At 43.9% G+C, this 16615-nt stretch carries 20 protein-coding genes; all 20 read left to right on the forward strand.

Going from position 1 to position 16615, the window contains the following annotated elements; all coding sequences use genetic code 11:
• The first annotated feature begins 144 nt into the window (after positions 1–144).
• The 20 genes from KM934_RS10840 to KM934_RS10935 all read left to right on the forward strand — a co-directional run bounded on the left by KM934_RS10840 (position 145) and on the right by KM934_RS10935 (position 16532).
• The gene (locus KM934_RS10840) at positions 145–783 is read left to right on the forward strand and encodes a hypothetical protein (RefSeq protein WP_215760627.1); all 639 of its coding nucleotides are present in this window, start codon (positions 145–147) and stop codon (positions 781–783) included.
• A gap of 76 nt (positions 784–859) precedes the next feature.
• Positions 860–1294: a hypothetical protein gene (locus KM934_RS10845; protein WP_215760628.1), complete on the forward strand. Its 435-nt coding sequence runs from the start codon at positions 860–862 to the stop codon at positions 1292–1294.
• The gene (locus KM934_RS10850) at positions 1291–1689 is read left to right on the forward strand and encodes an FtsZ/tubulin family protein (protein ID WP_215760629.1); all 399 of its coding nucleotides are present in this window, start codon (positions 1291–1293) and stop codon (positions 1687–1689) included. Before KM934_RS10845 ends, KM934_RS10850 begins: the two co-directional genes overlap by 4 nt.
• Positions 1690–1704: 15 nt before the next feature.
• On the forward strand, positions 1705–2106 hold the full coding sequence (locus KM934_RS10855; protein ID WP_094387979.1) for a hypothetical protein: 402 nt from the start codon (positions 1705–1707) through the stop codon (positions 2104–2106).
• Positions 2107–2130: 24 nt separating this feature from the next.
• On the forward strand, positions 2131–2745 hold the full coding sequence (locus KM934_RS10860; protein WP_215760630.1) for a hypothetical protein: 615 nt from the start codon (positions 2131–2133) through the stop codon (positions 2743–2745).
• 23 nt (positions 2746–2768) lie between these two features.
• Positions 2769–4901 (forward strand): dynamin family protein, encoded by a 2133-nt coding sequence (locus KM934_RS10865; RefSeq protein WP_215760631.1) that lies wholly within the window; start codon positions 2769–2771, stop codon positions 4899–4901.
• 13 nt (positions 4902–4914) lie between these two features.
• Entirely contained in the window at positions 4915–5439 is a 525-nt protein-coding gene (locus KM934_RS10870; protein ID WP_215760632.1) for a hypothetical protein, read from the forward strand.
• A gap of 55 nt (positions 5440–5494) precedes the next feature.
• Entirely contained in the window at positions 5495–6178 is a 684-nt protein-coding gene (locus tag KM934_RS10875) for a PP2C family protein-serine/threonine phosphatase (RefSeq protein ID WP_215760633.1), read from the forward strand.
• Between the two features lie 12 nt (positions 6179–6190).
• Complete coding sequence (locus KM934_RS10880) at positions 6191–7699, forward strand: hypothetical protein (protein WP_215760634.1); 1509 nt, start codon at positions 6191–6193, stop codon at positions 7697–7699.
• Positions 7700–7712: 13 nt separating this feature from the next.
• A complete protein-coding gene (locus KM934_RS10885; RefSeq protein ID WP_215760635.1) occupies positions 7713–9587 on the forward strand; it encodes a RelA/SpoT family protein in 1875 nt (624 codons plus the stop codon).
• 14 nt (positions 9588–9601) lie between these two features.
• The gene (locus KM934_RS10890; RefSeq protein WP_215760636.1) at positions 9602–10537 is read left to right on the forward strand and encodes a hypothetical protein; all 936 of its coding nucleotides are present in this window, start codon (positions 9602–9604) and stop codon (positions 10535–10537) included.
• 76 nt (positions 10538–10613) lie between these two features.
• Complete coding sequence (locus tag KM934_RS10895; RefSeq protein WP_215760637.1) at positions 10614–11162, forward strand: hypothetical protein; 549 nt, start codon at positions 10614–10616, stop codon at positions 11160–11162.
• 14 nt (positions 11163–11176) lie between these two features.
• Positions 11177–11473, forward strand: coding sequence for a hypothetical protein (locus KM934_RS10900; protein WP_215760638.1), 297 nt, complete (start codon positions 11177–11179; stop codon positions 11471–11473).
• Positions 11474–11498: 25 nt separating this feature from the next.
• Positions 11499–12068 carry a hypothetical protein gene (locus KM934_RS10905; protein ID WP_215760639.1) on the forward strand — a complete coding sequence of 190 codons (570 nt, stop codon included), beginning with the start codon at positions 11499–11501 and terminating at the stop codon, positions 12066–12068.
• Between the two features lie 22 nt (positions 12069–12090).
• Positions 12091–12573, forward strand: a complete 483-nt coding sequence (locus KM934_RS10910; protein ID WP_215760640.1) for an arsenate reductase/protein-tyrosine-phosphatase family protein — start codon at positions 12091–12093, stop codon at positions 12571–12573.
• Between the two features lie 169 nt (positions 12574–12742).
• Complete coding sequence (locus KM934_RS10915; RefSeq protein ID WP_215760641.1) at positions 12743–13729, forward strand: AAA family ATPase; 987 nt, start codon at positions 12743–12745, stop codon at positions 13727–13729.
• Between the two features lie 30 nt (positions 13730–13759).
• Positions 13760–14182, forward strand: coding sequence for a hypothetical protein (locus tag KM934_RS10920; protein ID WP_094465811.1), 423 nt, complete (start codon positions 13760–13762; stop codon positions 14180–14182).
• A 12-nt stretch (positions 14183–14194) separates the two neighbouring features.
• Positions 14195–14590, forward strand: coding sequence for a T3SS (YopN, CesT) and YbjN peptide-binding chaperone 1 (locus KM934_RS10925; RefSeq protein ID WP_094465813.1), 396 nt, complete (start codon positions 14195–14197; stop codon positions 14588–14590).
• A gap of 20 nt (positions 14591–14610) precedes the next feature.
• Positions 14611–15336: a vWA domain-containing protein gene (locus tag KM934_RS10930; RefSeq protein ID WP_215760642.1), complete on the forward strand. Its 726-nt coding sequence runs from the start codon at positions 14611–14613 to the stop codon at positions 15334–15336.
• Positions 15333–16532, forward strand: coding sequence for a WG repeat-containing protein (locus KM934_RS10935; RefSeq protein ID WP_252344979.1), 1200 nt, complete (start codon positions 15333–15335; stop codon positions 16530–16532). Before KM934_RS10930 ends, KM934_RS10935 begins: the two co-directional genes overlap by 4 nt.
• Positions 16533–16615: the final 83 nt, after the last annotated feature.

A 16615-nucleotide genomic window follows, 5' to 3' on the forward strand; every position in this document is an offset into this window, starting at 1 on the left:
AGTTTTGGGTTAGCATCTGCACGGCCTACTCCACAGGGTTTGTCGGGTGCGCCGAGTATACTCGACAAATACTCACGCAAGAGCAGTTTCTTCTGTTGGCTTTCCGAGGTCGCTCAACATGAACTGATAAGATACCTTGAAGATATGAAGCTTATCAACGTCACACGCGAGCGTACTGCCGGGAACACACGTCTTCTCGGCCTTTCTATAGCACCAGAAATGTGGGAATACATCTTGAACGATACAATGCCTAATGGTTTGTATAAGGATGTCCTTTTCTCCACTTTGGTAAAACGTAATACTGAAGAAAAGATGATGAAGTCTTTCTGTCTGAAAATAGAAGATCTGCACAGACTCCAGAAAAAAGCCGAAGCAGATTTGAAAGACCGCCTTATCCGTAGTGACCGTGGATATGAGGAACTGGTTCTGCGTGACAAGACTCCTCGTGTCATTGAAGTTTCAGAAGAGTTTGCCAAGGACTTCTGTGTTTGGCAAGAGGGCAAGAGCAATGCTAACCCACTGGCTGATGTGTTGGGGGTTGACTTGAACCACGAAGACTTGCAGAAGAAGGTGGTGGACTTTCTCTATACAATACCTCAGAAATTGAAATGGACCGAAGAAGAGCGTATTGTATGGACACTCCGTTTCATTGAAGACACTGCACCGATTGAAGTGGCTGAACGTATCGGAAGAAAACGCTCATGGGTTGACACCAAGTATTCCAGACTGAATGTACGCTTTAACAAGGCGGTTAAGGAATGGTGGGCAGAGAATGCGAAATAATCAAGAAAGTTTGGTGCCAATATTGATAGAGCATCAAACTTTCATTCCTCTTTTATTATAAAATAAATCGAATAAGATGAGCAAAGATATTACAATAAGTAACAATTTGACAGTGAACTTGTTGAAGAACGTGGAAAACTATGCAAAGTTTGTTTCTCAAGTATTGCATGATGAAACTTTCCTTGTTGAATTAGACAAGACATTACCATTTGACAAGATGGTTCATGCCACAATGAATATAGCATCTAACCATACACCTATCAAGAAAATGGGTGTGTCGGTCATGCGAATGGATATAGAGCCACCTCTATATTCAATCGCTATAACCCTGCAGTTCAAAGGAAGGGATGGAGTCATACATGACCATTCAGTCTTCATCAATGCGTGCAAGACAATAGAAGAACTCCAACAGTTGGTTACAGAAGAGAACTTCAAACAAGAAGTCCTGTCGCTGTGTGAAGAAAGGGTATTAGAAAATTCAGAATTACAAGAAAAAACAAAAAAGGCATGATACAAGTAATAACAAGAGAGTGGCAAATCACAAAGGCATATATCGATGACATAGCTTTACATTCTGGGCTTATAAATCTTGACTGGGACGACTTCAAGGCATTTGCAGAAAGCCATCGTCCTATAGTGGCTATAAGAAATGAAGACAATGCCTCTGTCACAGAACTCACAAATAATGCAATGGCAGAGATTCGGAAACGTTGTTCAAACAAACTTTCAAATATCATTGTTTCAATATCCTATAAAGAAGGAGAGGAATTGATGATGGATGAAATGGAAGGGATAAGTGATTGTTTGACCATGTTTGCCAACAAAAATGTAGAAATTAAATGGGGCATCAGTCAGAACAATACATTAAAGTGCAGACGCTGCATATCTGTCTTTGCCTTTGAATAACAAAACAGTCAGCCTATGAAAGTTTCAGTTTATTACGAAGAAGTGTCCAACTATGTAGAGAAGCACTACTTAGTTCGTCCTTCCATAAAGCAGGTGGATGATAAGACCTTGTCCATCGAATACACTCCACATAAGTTCATCCCTACAATTAGTGTTGCAGTACGAATTGAAGCAATGCGCAAGGATGTTATATGTATGTCGTATGAATGTAGCAAGGCAATATCTCTACTGATTTCTGGTGCTATTACCCATATCGAGAAGCAGATTCCCCAAGGCATTGAAATAGACACCGACAGCAAACGCATCAATGTATATCCAGAGAACGTTACCGAATTAAAGAATGTTCTCGCATATCTTTCCTTGTCTGGAGTGCATTTTTCTGAGTCAGGCATGGAAATCACGTTGGATATGAACTAAGTATAACAATCAAAGAAGTGCAAAATGTTGGTGATACATCCTAAAGATAAATCAACCTCTTTGGCAGAGACCATATATGCCAATATGCCTAATGTACATGTGGTAGAGGACGAATGGTATGAACGTGGCATTGGACAATTACTCTGGCAAACGCCCAAAGAAGAACCCATATTAATAATTGGTTATGGTGATTGCCGTGAACTGTATAGAGAGCGTTTTAACGATGTGCTTGAAATCAGTCCGAGTGATTTGGATCATCCAGTGTGGGTACAACGTCTGGCAAACTGTCAGATTGGAACTCCACAGATCGTGCTGAACAGAATACATGCCTACAATCTTCGCAGACACAATGGAAATATCATTGGAATATGGCCTAATGCAGTAGAGTTCGCACGTAGGAATCGTCTTCATGGACTATTTGCCAGCACTTTCTTCTTTAATGCTAAAGATGCTGAAAATTATGGAGAAATTACCCTTGATATGTATATTGAAAGGTCGAATTATACTCTCTACCGCACCCTTGGCAAGCTGTTGGCTAGCCATGTACCGCTATGTAAGATTCCCGAAATATTGCAGCAAAGAGCCTATAAGGACACAAGTGTCAACCATCGCAACTTTGAGAGTTTCTTTTGTTTGTAAACAACAATAAGTTTTTAGTAAATATGAGTAAAGATAAAAATACAAGACTTGTTACTGCCCTCAACACTATGGCGGATTTGGCAGGACAACGACAGGTAATTGGCAATAATGAGATAGGTTTGGGTATGATACTCCAATCCTACAGATGCCGTGAAGAAGCACAAATGGTGACAGACGGGCTGTTCCGTATAGTTGTCATGGGAACATTCACCTCAGGCAAGAGTACTCTCATCAATGCCCTGTTAGGCAGTAGGGTATTGCCAGAATCTGCATTGCCAAGCACCGCCATACTCACATTCGTCCAGTTCGGTTGCGAAGAAGATGATGTGGAGATACATTATAAGGATATCGTAAATGAAGACGGAAGCGTTACACATGGCAGAATAGAGCACATTAGCAAGGACGAGTTCATGCAGACCTATCGCTATGGCATAGCAGATACAGAAGCATTGGCATCTACAGGTAATGTTCCTAGTTTCAGGAATGTGGCCTACTCCATCATCAGATGTTCACTGCCATTGATGCAGAATGGAGTTAACATTGTAGATACTCCAGGGTTGGAAGATAAGGAAGTGGCAACAGAACTGGCACTTGACATTGCTGCCAAGGCTCAAGCCATCGTCTATGTATGCGGCGAACGTGGCTTTGCGGAAACCGACCGTGAATACTTCAATGATAATTTCAAGGCTAATCCGGGCAATGTGTTCTTCATTCTGAACAAGATAGACCTTATAGCATCCAATGTGGAGCGAGAACAAGCTCTTGAACGAGTACGACAGGATGTGAAAGGGTGCTTGACCAAGGCTGACGGAAGCGTTGACGAAGCATTGATGTACAAGCGAGTGTTCGGACTATCCTCGTTATTAGCCTTGGATGCAAGAAGAGGTATGACCTTTGATGAAGACCTGCAAAAAGACGTGCCGCTCTCACAAGAAAAGATTGAACTGAAGCTACAACGCAGTCAGTTCCTTCCATTCGAAGAGGCTCTGCTGGAGTTTCTTTCTACCGATGAGCGTTGTGTGGCACAATACGGAAAAGTCTTCCGTACATTGCTTGGCACCTATAATGATGCTGTGGAAAAGGTGCGTGAAGACCTGGCCATCTACGAGCATAATGCAGAAATGACTGCGGAACAGAAGGCTGAATGCCAGCGCATCATTAACGAGATAGAGACAGGACTGGAAGCTACAGAAACCGCTTTCGACAACTGCACGCTGAAACTTCAAAATACCATAGCTTTGCTTATCCGCAATGCCATTGACAGTGTGGATAGCACGTGGGAGGTCGATTTGGCAATCTTGCATGAGAAGATACGCTTCGGTATGAAAGACTACCTTTCCCTGGCAGTAAGTAACATAAATCTGTTCAAGTCGAAGGAGGAGCGCATGGAAGACATGAAACGCCTGCTCCAGCCTTTCTCACAAATCATTGCCGATCATATCTCTGAAAAGATAGATCATTTCATGGAAACGAACAAATCCGTCCTTCAGAATGCCATCGGCGAAGCAGAACAGAGTGTAAACACTAACTTGGTCAATGTGGCTGGACTGTTTTCACGTCTGGGAGATACCCTTACGGAAAGACCAGAAATGGGCAAGCAAGAAGACCAAGACTGGTTACAAGCCGTCATCTCCTATTGCGTAGGCGATGCCAGTGCCATCGTGAAGAACTGTGCAGGAGGACATACCGCATGGATGGAGTTTATCCGCAAGGCGGTGTTCAATGGCGTGTGGCAATGGATGGTCATCCAAATCGTCACAGGCGGTTGGGGGATTATAATCTGTGGACTCATTGAATGGTTACAGATTAAGAACGGCAAAAACGAAATGGTCGACCGTATGCTTACAGACAGCAAAAATGCAGCTTTGAAGGAGATACATACCAAGCTGGATGAACGGTTGCATGAGATGAATGCCAATATCGCTATTAAGGTTAATGAGGTAAAGAGTGCCAAGTGTGGTGAGAGTCGTCAACGTTTGACAGATGAGAGATTGCGTTTGGCAGAGATTGAGCGCAATATAAACGACAATCATTTCAATGCAGATCATGAACGCCAACGCACAACAGGCATCCTTACGACAATGGCATCAGAAATCAAGTGCTGTTATCTCGATGTGTTTGGCATACCATACGCAGAGGAATTGGCGACATTATAAAAGTCTATTCACAATGGAAATACAACGACAAGAGATATTCAGGAGCCAGTGGCATGACATCCATGATATTGTGTTGTCTGAAGCCAAACGACAAATCAAGTTCAACGGCAAGGTGGATGTGCAGCGACTCACAGAAAAAATGCAAAAGGAGATTGCCAAGTGGCCACAAGGTGTATTAGCGCAAGGTATGTGGTTCCAGAGTTTTCATAATGCAGCTCCCGACAAAGCCTTGGATTTTATGACAGAAGCTATGGAGCAGAGTTTCCAAGAGCCAGACAACAACAAACTGCCATCCAATAGTTGGTACTTCGTTTTGACTTTTGTGTTGACAGGAATAGTGGCATGGTTACTACATACAAGAACAAGCATGAGTCTGATAGAGCAATGTTTCTACCCGACTTTGTTCCTGGTTGTACTAAATACGTTCAATGTGTCCTTCAGAAACAAGCGAATTGCAAAAGCTGAAAAGATGATAATCACCAATATCAGCCATCAAATGTTAGATATGGAAATTAGTCTGGAAAAGTATATTGAGTGAGTATCATTAGGTTACTTCTTTCTCAAAAACGATATAAACATAAAAACAAAAGATAATGAAAATCAAATATGCGACAATCAGCAAGACTGGTCGGCGAAGCAATAATGAAGATTGCTTTAACGTCCTGGAAATGCCAAAGCACAATCGCTTCATGGGCATAGTATGTGACGGCATGGGAGGTCATTCCTTTGGCGAGGTGGCAAGTGAGGCTGTCTGCAATGCTATTTCAAAAAACTGGCAGGATAATACAGACACTCCAGACAGTGACCAAAAAGTTGTTATGGCTTGCAGAAAGGCTTGTAATGCCATCAACCAGAAATCCTATGACCTCAGCCATGCAGAGATGGGTACTACGATGGTCATGGTCAGCATTGAAGGTGACAAGGCGACAATAGCCCATGTGGGCGACAGCCGTTGCTATCTGCTAAGACAAAGTGAGGGATTACTTTACCAGACCGAGGACCATGTGCGCATTGACTTCGGATGGGAAATTGTGTCACGCTGTTTCTTCAGCTACCGTCCAGAAGTCGCTGTTCCCGACATTAGGCAGTTCACCATTCAGAAAGGAGACAGGATATTACTCTGTTCTGATGGCTTGTACAAGAGCATGGCCCCCGACATCCTACAAGCAAGGATGTTGGACGACAAGCCCTTGGAAGATATACTCGATGTATTTGACTTTCTCTGTCAAAAACAAGGTGATGACAACTATACGGCAATATTGATTGAAATAGAATAAAAGAGAGACAAGATGAGAAAGATACTATTAGAATTTGATTTGGCTATTTGTTCATTGTGGACTATAGCCGCATTGGGAAGCAGAATAGCATGGGTCGATACCCCTGCAACATGGATTGTGATGTTACTTATTATGTCACGCTTGCTGCTCTCGTTCACGCTTTACCATAGGGAAAAGAAATCATGGATTCCAGGACTGCTGTTCATGGGATTGACAGTCTTTGCTATCAGTACAGAACTTGACATAAAACTTAGTGAGCTCGCCTCAAAAGTATTTCCATTGTTGAACCTTGACTTTAACCGATGGTGGTATGTAGGGCTTACTTTAGCTGTGGCTACATGGTTGTGGGTAGTTCCTTTGGTAGTCTTCCTCGTCAATATCTTCCGTAAGGGTTGTCAGACAGACACCTTGACATGGACAGACACGCTTGGCAAACTGCTTTGGACGGATAAAACCGCAAGGACATTCTGTTCCCTACTGTTGATAACAATAGGCACATTGTATGCAGGTCTCACTATGAATGCGAGACTATGCCTGTTTGCCAGTGTCGTGGCTCCGACAATGAGTTTCCATCTGCTTAAAAGATATTATGGATTGGAGAAAGGGAAAATGTGGGTGTTGGTTATATCTATGCTGATATTCTTCTTTGCCCAAACCCATGCCGGACTGTTGCGAATGTCCATGTTAGGCATCAGTTTTAGCATGGTTGCCTATGTATGCAGTGCTTTCTACCAATACAAGAAGAAACTGTTGTTGGCCGTTGTGTCTGCCATCTATATGGGAATATTGTTGCCAAGCTTAGCCATAGGCAACAACCAACATACATGCTTCAATGTGGGCAGAACTGGATATTACTCACTTGACACCTATCCTGGCATTTTCTGTATAGAGGACAAGAAAACAGGGAAGATAGGACTGCGTGACAGATACGGCCTGTTGGTGAAACCGGAGTATGATGCCTTTGTCTATCATACAGCAAGACATTGGTTTGGCGAGTTGGAAATGCGTAAGAACGGATATTACACCCTCTATGACATCTGTAATAACGAGTATCGTAAAGACAATCATATTAGCCATCAACTACAGGACAGTATCTGTCAAATGGTAGAAGAGCACCTCTTGGAGTACGACTATAAATCTGATGAAAGACTGGAAGTAAAACTAATAGAAGCAAAGAACTGCCAAGTACGCACCCATATCAAGGCTTTGAAAAACGGGTCTGTCATTTACGACTACGATGACAAGGAACCATTTATACCGACAGACTCTGTCTCCACTACACAGGAAACAATAGTCTGCGACTCCTTGGTAAGATTAGAATGGTGTCAGCTGAAATCACTTAGCTATGCACACAGTGCGACCACAAAGGATTCCGCTGTCTATAACATTCAGGTGACGCTTGCGAGAGAAAACATGCCCAAGCCAAAGGAGGCAGAAATGCTTGTGCAAAAAATCTCATGTTTTCTGAAGAAAGTTGATATAATATCAACCACTCTTCCACTCTCTTATAATGAACGATAAAAATGAAAAGACTATGAATGAGAAGTATGAAAAGAAGATAAAAGCCGATGTGGACGCTATCTTCACATTGATGGCTCAACGAGTGGACGAGAAGCAGATGAACTTGCTGCATGAAGCATACGACTTTGCAGCTTATGCTCACAAAGACCAACTGCGCAAGTCGGGTGAACCCTATATCAGTCACCCTGTTGCCGTGGCACGCATTGTGGCAGAAGAGCTGGAGCTGGGAGCAAACCCTGTTATGGCAGCTTTTCAACATGATGTTGTGGAGGATTGTCCGTACAGTATAGATGAGATCCGTGAACGTTTCGGTGATGATGTGGCATTTCTTGTCGGTGTCGTGACGAAGCAGAAGAAAGCCCAGTATGACCAGTCGAAGCAGGTGGATAACTTCCGCCAAATGCTATCGTCTGTACAGTTTGATGTGCGTGCCATACTAGTGAAGTTGGCAGACCGACTTCATAATATGCGCACGCTAAGCAGTATGCGCCCTGACAAGCAGATGAAGATTGCCTCGGAGACTGATTATTTCTATGCCCCTCTTGCCAATCGCCTTGGTTTGTATAACGTAAAGACAGAACTTGAAAATCTGTCGTTCCGCTATCGCTGTCCACGTGAGTATGAACAAATAGAGAAACAGTTGGCTGAACTTCAGCTGTCGGAGAAGCCAGATGTGGATGTCTTTATCGCCAAGACTAAGGAGATACTTGAAGCTAACGGCATTGACGCACGCATCGAGCTCCGTATGCGCTCACCTTACAGTATCTGGCGCAAGATGCAGTCCAAATGTTGTGATTTCGAACATATCGACAGCAAGCATTACCTGCGTATCATCTACAAGGCTGACGGCCTACAGGAGGAAAAGAAGCAGAGCTTGCATATCTATGCCGTGTTGTCCGACTGTTTCAAGGAGCGTCCTTGTTCTGTGGTCAATTATATCAACGCTCCGAAGGAGAACGGCTACCAGAGTTTCCATGTGAAGTTTCTCAATCCAAAGGGACAATGGGAGGAAGTGCATATCTCGTCTGAACGTATGATACGCAACAACCGCCTTGGCTGTACTGCTGAACGCACGGAGGAAAACCTGAAGGCATGGTTGGAAAAGTTCAGGGCTGTGCTCAAGGATATAGCCTACCACACCAACGAGATGGACTACATGGATGGTGTGACGGCATCGTTCTACCATGATAACATCATGGCTTTCACGCCAAAGGGCAAATGTATCGTACTGCCCAAGTATGCCACTGCACTCGATTTTGCCTTCGAAATTCATACCGAAGTAGGACTTCATGCCGTGTATGCACGTATCAACGGTAAACTGTCCTCTGTGAAGACGATGCTCCATCGTGGCGATTGTGTAGAGATAGGTACTGCAGAGGATGCAGTACCAGAAGCAGATTGGCAGAACCATGTGCTGACCTATAAGGCAAAGCGCAGTTTGGGCAGTTTCTTCACCGACCGTCCAAAGATGGAGTATAAACGTTGTACCTGCTGCCATCCGTTGCCGGGAGACGAAGTCGTCGGTTTTAAGAATACCGAGGGACAGATTACGCTTCACAAGCGCAACTGCCTCACCGCTATCTGTCAGGCATCCAAGCAGGGCGATACCATTGTAGCTGTGGATTTCAAGGAGAACGAACAATTCCTTTTCCCCGTTCGTGTTTGCATCCGTGGTATCGACCGCCATCATCTGCTCAGCGATGTGGTGGCTTGCATTACAGAGCAACAGAACCTATCCATTTCGGAACTCCATACAGTAACCCAAGACCGCATTGTGGAAACCACGGTGGATTTTGAGGTGCATTCTTCCAACGAACTAAAGCAAGCCATTGACAATATCCGTAGGATAAAGAATGTGGATGAGGTGGCAAGAATAGATATTGAATAACAAAAATGAACAACATGAAAACTACTACAATATTCAAAATGACGGTATTGTTTCTGATTGTCCTTTCCGTAGTTTCCTGTAAGGGGAACAAAAGCAGATTGGATAATCAGGAATCCGATACGGTGATGGTTGCTAAAGACAGCATTCCATTTGTCTTGAAACATCTGGATGTTGACAAGAAAAAAGTGATGGCATACGTTACTTGTTCAGAACATACGGTTGACTCCTTGCTATCCATCGCTGATACAGCGTATAGCAAAACTGGTAGCTACGGTTTGGAAGACTTGGGCATGGACAATAAAGAGTATAACAAGTGGATTACAAAAGACTACAAAGACACCATTTCTATCGTTATTGCCCTGTTCGATTCATACGCAAGTATGGTCAATTCGGGTATGGATGAAGCAAGCGCATCCTTTGTCTGGCATGAGGTAGCACGATTGCAGATGAAGCACTTCTATGAAAAAACGGGTGGCAAATGGCAAGAACCTAACAGTTACGAAAAACTATTTCGGGTGATTGATGGAGTCATGGGAACATACAGCTGTGGTACCCAAGCCGATATGAATATGGCTGCCTGGCGTTCTGTCATGCCAGTTGACTATCGGTTGATAGAGGCATATAAGCAACTGGCGGATCTGTGTTATGACAAAGAGACAACTAAACTCATTTATGATGACTATATGTACACGCTAACCACCTATCGGGCACATCGTGACGGCATCGACGAGTGGTATTCCGATCTGCCTCGTGAGCAAGGTACACTGTTTGAATGGTTGCTAAGAAGCAAACTCGAAAATATCAATCTGCTCATCAAGAACTACAAGAGAGGAAAGATAGACAACAATGCTGTCAAGAAGAACTTGCAGGAACATCTGTGTCTTGCAAACAAAAGACAGGTAAAACTGACCAAAGATTTTCTTGATAGAGAAAGAGATGACTTTCGATGATGTCAAGCCAATGAAGTGATAGATTAGAGGTTACTTTTCCCTCCCTATTATCATAAACAAGATAAAAAGAAAGACTATGTTAGTGATACATCCGACAGATAAAACGACCGAAATGCTCTCAATCCTTTATGAAGGGTTGGGAGCACGGTTGATTGAAGCGGATTGCTCCAACAAAGAGATGGGACATCTGCTTCACCACACGTCTCCAAGCGAGCGTATCATGCTGCTTGGTCATGGTTCAGATAAAGGTTTATACTATCGCAAGAATGATAAGGAGGAAGACTTTGACGGTATTATCGTAGGGCATTCGCAAGCCTATTATCTTCGCAAGCATTGTGGAGACATCATCGGTATATGGTGTCATGCCATGGAGTTTGCCAAGAAGGAAGGGCTGCACGGTTTGTTCTCAGGTATGATCATATCTGAGATGAGTGAAGCAGAAGAGTATGGTGTGGTTACTGATAAGGATAGCATGGACAAGACAAACCGTCTCATGTTTACACAACTAAGAAGGCTTCTGGACAATGGTACACCTCTACATGAGATACCAGAACGTTTGAAGGCATTGGACACCACGCAAAGTGAGTTGTCACGGTTCAACTATGAGAGGTTTTATTATGTGTAACCAAAATGAGGACTATGAATACAAAAAACTTTATGCTGGCTATATGGAATCAGTTGACGAGAAAGGGCGCATGGCGAAACATTTTCGTCACGCACAATGCTTTTGGCATATTCAGTCAATACAGCCACATCTCCCGAAGAAGTGGTAAGCCTAAGGTGGCATATCCATCAAAGTCTATTGCGGAAAAGGCTGCAGAAGCAATGGAAAAGAAACATGGCGTTCATTTCTCTGTCTATAAATGCGCATGGTGTGACGGATGGCATATAGGCAAAAATAGCGAGAATAAAATTCCAGCTTTGAGAGTAGAATAATAAACACAGAACGAGCAAAAACACTATGAACATCAACAGAATACTTGCACTCAACATTCCCGACATACATCCTGCATACGGAGGTGTAAGGGGAAAGACGATGTCATCACGCAGTCTGGGCTATGCCTGGCCAGTTATAAAGGACGTAGGCGTTCATACGATCATTGACCTTCGTAATGACGGCATGAACCAACGTATGCAAAACCTTTGTGAAAAGTACGGTATGGAGTATTTCTACTACCCTGTTGATAACCGTGCCGATGTCGTTGAAAGTATGGTGTCGTTGTTTCCTGATTTTTGTGAGCGCATCGACCGAGGCGGTTTCTATATCGCTTGTGCCATGGGGCTGCACCGTACAGACATCGCTCTCAGCACCTATTGGGTGTTCTATGGCGCAGATAAGGGAAAGGAGCCGCCGACCCTGCAAGGCTACCTGAAGGAAAGCGGCCACGGCACCTCAAAGATATTACGTGTGCTTAATGCCTTCTATGATAAGCTCACGGAGAGAGATGGCAAGGAGCCGATGCCCATCGAGGAGTTTAAGCGAAGAAAGCAAGTCATCAACGAGCAAAGCAAGAGAAACAACAAAAAGTAATAACCTCATAATAAGAATAGTCATGGAACAGAAATATACCATTTGCTTTGTCTGCACGGGCAATGCATGCAGAAGTCCATTTGCCGAGTGTGTACTCAAATCGATGCTCGAACAAGAGGGAATGAATAATATCGAAGTGTTCTCTCGTGGCACATTGGACTGGGGAGAAAACCCTCGTGACGCTAATATGGTACGAATTGCCAGCGAACTGGGTTATGACCTTAAAGGAATGACTACACCTATCACGCATGAGAAGTTGCAGGAGGCAGACTGCATTGTTATCTTTGATGCGGAACACCGTAATGCCATTTCCCGTGTGCTTGACTATGCGAATTGGAACAGGATTGTCATGTTCGACAAACTGGCATTTGGTACAGATACCGCAGTTATGGATCCGCACTATCAGACTGATGCCGTGTATCAGAGTGTGGCCTCACATATTGTGGAAGGGTGCAAGCGGATAATAGAACAGTGGAGGGATAATCCACCGACTCACAAGGTGTAAAGATTGCAGGATAACAAAATCTTTCAGTCCCTTTCATCAGACTATGATGGCTATCATACGATGATGAAAGGGATTTTTTTCAGTCAAACAAAAGAATGATGATAGAAGATGCTTGTTCTACCCATCTTTCTTTATAGAAGTACAACTAACGAAACGAGGAGGAATGCACATGAATACGACAGAAGCAGAAAAAGACTGGTTGCGCCGCATCTGCGGACAGAAACCTTCCGACACAGCAGAAAAGCAGGTCAGAAAGGTTGCCAAAGAAGCAGTAGAGCAGAACCCCACTCCACTAAAGAAGAAAGGCAATGGTTTCGGTGATGTTGCCGGCATGAACGAACTGAAGCAGAGAGTGACGGAAGGGTTCATCAACGTACTCCAAAACCGAGAATGTGCCGAAGTCTATGGCATCAAGCCTCCGTCCATGCTATTTTACGGCCCGGCAGGATGTGGAAAAACCTTCTTTGCGGAGAAGATGGCAGAGGAGGTCGGCATCAATTTCATGAAGATCGTTCCCGATGACTTGGCTTGCACTTGGGTTCACGGAACCCAGCAGAAGATTGGCGAGGTTTTCAAGGAAGCAGAGAAGAACGCTCCTACTTTGCTCTTCTTTGATGAGTTTGATGCTATGGTGCCACGACGTTCGGGCGAGGAGGGCAATCAACATTATGACAGCGAGGTAAATGAGTTTCTGTGCATGCTCAACAATGCCTCCGACAAAGGCGTTTATGTCCTCGCAGCTACCAATCATCCAGAACGCATAGACAAGGCGGTGCTGAGAACAGGACGTATAGATGAAATGGTGTATATCGACATGCCTGACATAGAAGCACGCAAGAGTCTGTTTGCCTTGGAACTGTCGAAACTCCCCACAGAAGGCGATATTGACACAACCCATCTTTCTGAATTGACCAACGGCTACAACTGCTCTGACATCAGCTACATCGTCAAGTCGGCAGCTCGCAAGAAGTTCAACGAGACCATCAAGAGCCCTGACGGAAAGAAACAAGGTATCACGCAAGAAGTATTGGAAGAAATCATAGCGACAAGAAGTCCTTCTGTTAGCACCAAGTCACTTCGAGAATATGAGCGTGTGAGGAGCGAGTTCTCCCCAAAGGACAAAGGACTCAAACCTGTAACCATAGGCTTTAGATAACAATAGTAATAACCATAAAAATTAAATCAGATGAAAGAAAAGATTTTGGCAGCCTTTGAAAACTTGGGCTTTAACTTGGAAGACAACGAATCGTTGGGTTATCACTTTTATTATGAGGGTATCAACTTTCTCTATATGTACAACGAAGATGATGAGGACTTCCTCAATATCTCTGTTCCAGGCATTTACGATCTGGAGGAAGATAACAAGGAAGGCTATAACGCACTTAAAGAGAAAATCAACTCCTCCCTTAAATACGTCAAGGCATACACCCTTGGCAAGGGGCTCTGGCTATTCTACGAACGTGACCTTCTTGGCAACGAAGACCTGGAGGAGGTGATCCGTCATATGATTCTTCACCTTGCTGCTGCTTTGATGTTCGCTCGCGACTCTATTGAAAAGATTGATAATGGCGAGAGCGATGAAAGTTCCGATAACGATAACAACGACTAAACGACAAGTATTATGACAAGACATGAAATGGTAGTCTCAGTACTACAGTCTCTAGGGTTCAAGCCTCAGATTGATGATGAAGGTGACATATTTATCCGCTATCAGATGAAAACGTTCTATGTGATGGGATCAAGTTCAGACGATGAAGACTATCTTGTTGTCGTATTCCCCCAAATGTATGAGGTTAATGAAGGGGAAGAAACCAAAGTCCTTGCAGTCTGCAACAAGATAACTCGCGAAATCAAGCTTGCCAAGGTTTATATAGACCAGACATTGAAGAATGTCTCGGCAGGTTGCGAGTTCTATTATAATGGCGAGGAGAGTTTGAAAACTTGCCTTGACAAGGCGATAGAGATTCTTGGCATGGTACGATTAACCTTCATCAAGACTATGCGTTCATTTGACTAACAATATAAAAATAAAAGAAAATGGAAGTAAAGAAAGAAATCCAGAAGACCCAGGTCTTCAATATAATCATCCTCGACCGTAGCGGTTCGATGGAGTGTATACGCCAAGCTGCCGTTGAAGGCTTCAACGAAACCTTAGCTGGCATAAAAAAAGCGCAAGAGAAGTTTGCCGACACTCAGGATCATTTCGTGTCATTGGTGACATTCTGTAGTTGTGAGACAAAGCATTTGTATGACAAAACTCCTGTGGCAGAAGCCAAGCCTCTGAATATAGAGGATTTCCAGCCATGTTGTACAACCCCACTCTATGACGCTATGGGCATGACGCTAACTGGTATGCACAAGCATGTACAGGGCATGAAGGATGCTTTGGTGGTCGTTACCATTATCACGGATGGTATGGAGAATGCCTCTCGCGAGTATAACGGCAAGACCATTAAGGAACTTGTGGAACGGCTACGTGGCAAAGGATGGACATTTACTTATATGGGAGCCAACCAAGACTCTGTAGAGGTGGCCATGTCAATGTCTATCCGCAATGCCCGAAACTTTGACTACAGCAATGAGGGAACACGTGCTTCGATGCAGAAAGACAGTAGTACCCGTATGAATCTCTTCGGTCGTCTGGCAAAGTGGAAGACAGCAGAGATGAAAGGTTGTTGTGCGGCTCCGGCATCAGAATCAGAGCGCCGCAACCTATATGCAAACATGGCTGATGATGCCTTTGATGAGGAGGAAAACAAATGAAATCGACATCCATGAAACGAGCTTTCGTATTGTTCTGGCATGGATTCACCGCCATCCTTGCCAGTATAGCCAACTGGTTTACGACAATATTTGGCATGAACGACGACTCCAAGTATGGCAAGTTCATACGCCGTGTTGTCGGTTCGTCCTTTGCTGTCATTATGGTGATGTTGACCGCTGCTGTGGTGTATAGTGTTTGTCATGCGTTCTATGAGGAACTCCCTTGGAAGTGCAGAGCTAAAGAATGTGTTTATGATACCATGAAACTCTCCCAAGGAGTCACCTATTTCCATTTGTATGACAACCCTGGCTATGTCAAGAATGCTGACGGCAAGAAGACTGTTACAGATATTGACTGGCTATTCAAGCCGTTGGGTAGGGACACGCTGGCTTGCTACAAGAGTGGAGACAAACGTGGTTATCTAAGCCTTCTGACTGGTGAGGTAGCTATCAAGCCTCAGTATGCCCATGCGTGGATATTTTCCGACGGTCTGGCTTGTGTCGATGATAATGGATGGCTGAAGTTCATTGATGCGAAAGGAAAAGTAGCCATAGACCTCAAGACTCCATACAATCCAGAGTATGACGGCTATGTGTTTCACAACAATCATTGTGTTATTGCAAATAGCGACCTCAACACTGTAGGTCTGATTGACAAGCAGGGAAACTGGGTGTTGACTGCCAAGTATGATGCAATAGAGCCTGTCGATACTTTCTGGATTGTCACTCAGGGCAAAAAGCAAAGTGTGTTGAACGCTTCTATGGGTACTGTTTTTCCATTCGCCGAAGCTAAATACAGTATATTGGATGAAATGATAACCGAGATTACTCCCGACCATATTATTCGCAGATATACCTTGCAGGGCAAGCTCATCAATGACTTCTATATCTACAATGTGGAGCAGTTGACATACGAGACCAACGAGTTGCGTTATGAGTCAACAAAGAACTATGACGATGAAGGCAACGTGACAAGTGAAGAAATGAATTCTGTGCCATCTCCTATACATGCAGTCGCTCGCTGCAAACAGTACGAGACAGAATATGATTGGTACGGTCTGATGTCTCCAGAAGGTAAGATTATCACACCTCCTGTATATAGTAGCATCAAAGCCATAGGCTATGACCTCTACCTCTGCAAGGACTCAGAATGTAGAGGTGTTATCATCAATGGCAAGGGTCAAAAGGTTAGGTAATATTAACTCGTATGCTCACCAACGGAGAAGGGTGTGCATTCTATGTTTCTACGCAAGAAAAACTTGAAGTTTTTTTGCTGTTC

Source organism: Hallella faecis (assembly GCF_018789675.1).
Taxonomy (GTDB): domain Bacteria; phylum Bacteroidota; class Bacteroidia; order Bacteroidales; family Bacteroidaceae; genus Prevotella; species Prevotella faecis.

Coding starts and splice junctions, on each gene's coding strand:
- KM934_RS10840 (WP_215760627.1), top strand. CDS start 145: ATGAAGCTTATCAACGTCACACGCGAGCGTACTGCCGGGAACACACGT.
- KM934_RS10845 (WP_215760628.1), top strand. CDS start 860: ATGAGCAAAGATATTACAATAAGTAACAATTTGACAGTGAACTTGTTG.
- KM934_RS10850 (WP_215760629.1), top strand. CDS start 1,291: ATGATACAAGTAATAACAAGAGAGTGGCAAATCACAAAGGCATATATC.
- KM934_RS10855 (WP_094387979.1), top strand. CDS start 1,705: ATGAAAGTTTCAGTTTATTACGAAGAAGTGTCCAACTATGTAGAGAAG.
- KM934_RS10860 (WP_215760630.1), top strand. CDS start 2,131: ATGTTGGTGATACATCCTAAAGATAAATCAACCTCTTTGGCAGAGACC.
- KM934_RS10865 (WP_215760631.1), top strand. CDS start 2,769: ATGAGTAAAGATAAAAATACAAGACTTGTTACTGCCCTCAACACTATG.
- KM934_RS10870 (WP_215760632.1), top strand. CDS start 4,915: ATGGAAATACAACGACAAGAGATATTCAGGAGCCAGTGGCATGACATC.
- KM934_RS10875 (WP_215760633.1), top strand. CDS start 5,495: ATGAAAATCAAATATGCGACAATCAGCAAGACTGGTCGGCGAAGCAAT.
- KM934_RS10880 (WP_215760634.1), top strand. CDS start 6,191: ATGAGAAAGATACTATTAGAATTTGATTTGGCTATTTGTTCATTGTGG.
- KM934_RS10885 (WP_215760635.1), top strand. CDS start 7,713: ATGAATGAGAAGTATGAAAAGAAGATAAAAGCCGATGTGGACGCTATC.
- KM934_RS10890 (WP_215760636.1), top strand. CDS start 9,602: ATGAAAACTACTACAATATTCAAAATGACGGTATTGTTTCTGATTGTC.
- KM934_RS10895 (WP_215760637.1), top strand. CDS start 10,614: ATGTTAGTGATACATCCGACAGATAAAACGACCGAAATGCTCTCAATC.
- KM934_RS10900 (WP_215760638.1), top strand. CDS start 11,177: ATGAATACAAAAAACTTTATGCTGGCTATATGGAATCAGTTGACGAGA.
- KM934_RS10905 (WP_215760639.1), top strand. CDS start 11,499: ATGAACATCAACAGAATACTTGCACTCAACATTCCCGACATACATCCT.
- KM934_RS10910 (WP_215760640.1), top strand. CDS start 12,091: ATGGAACAGAAATATACCATTTGCTTTGTCTGCACGGGCAATGCATGC.
- KM934_RS10915 (WP_215760641.1), top strand. CDS start 12,743: ATGAATACGACAGAAGCAGAAAAAGACTGGTTGCGCCGCATCTGCGGA.
- KM934_RS10920 (WP_094465811.1), top strand. CDS start 13,760: ATGAAAGAAAAGATTTTGGCAGCCTTTGAAAACTTGGGCTTTAACTTG.
- KM934_RS10925 (WP_094465813.1), top strand. CDS start 14,195: ATGACAAGACATGAAATGGTAGTCTCAGTACTACAGTCTCTAGGGTTC.
- KM934_RS10930 (WP_215760642.1), top strand. CDS start 14,611: ATGGAAGTAAAGAAAGAAATCCAGAAGACCCAGGTCTTCAATATAATC.
- KM934_RS10935 (WP_252344979.1), top strand. CDS start 15,333: ATGAAATCGACATCCATGAAACGAGCTTTCGTATTGTTCTGGCATGGA.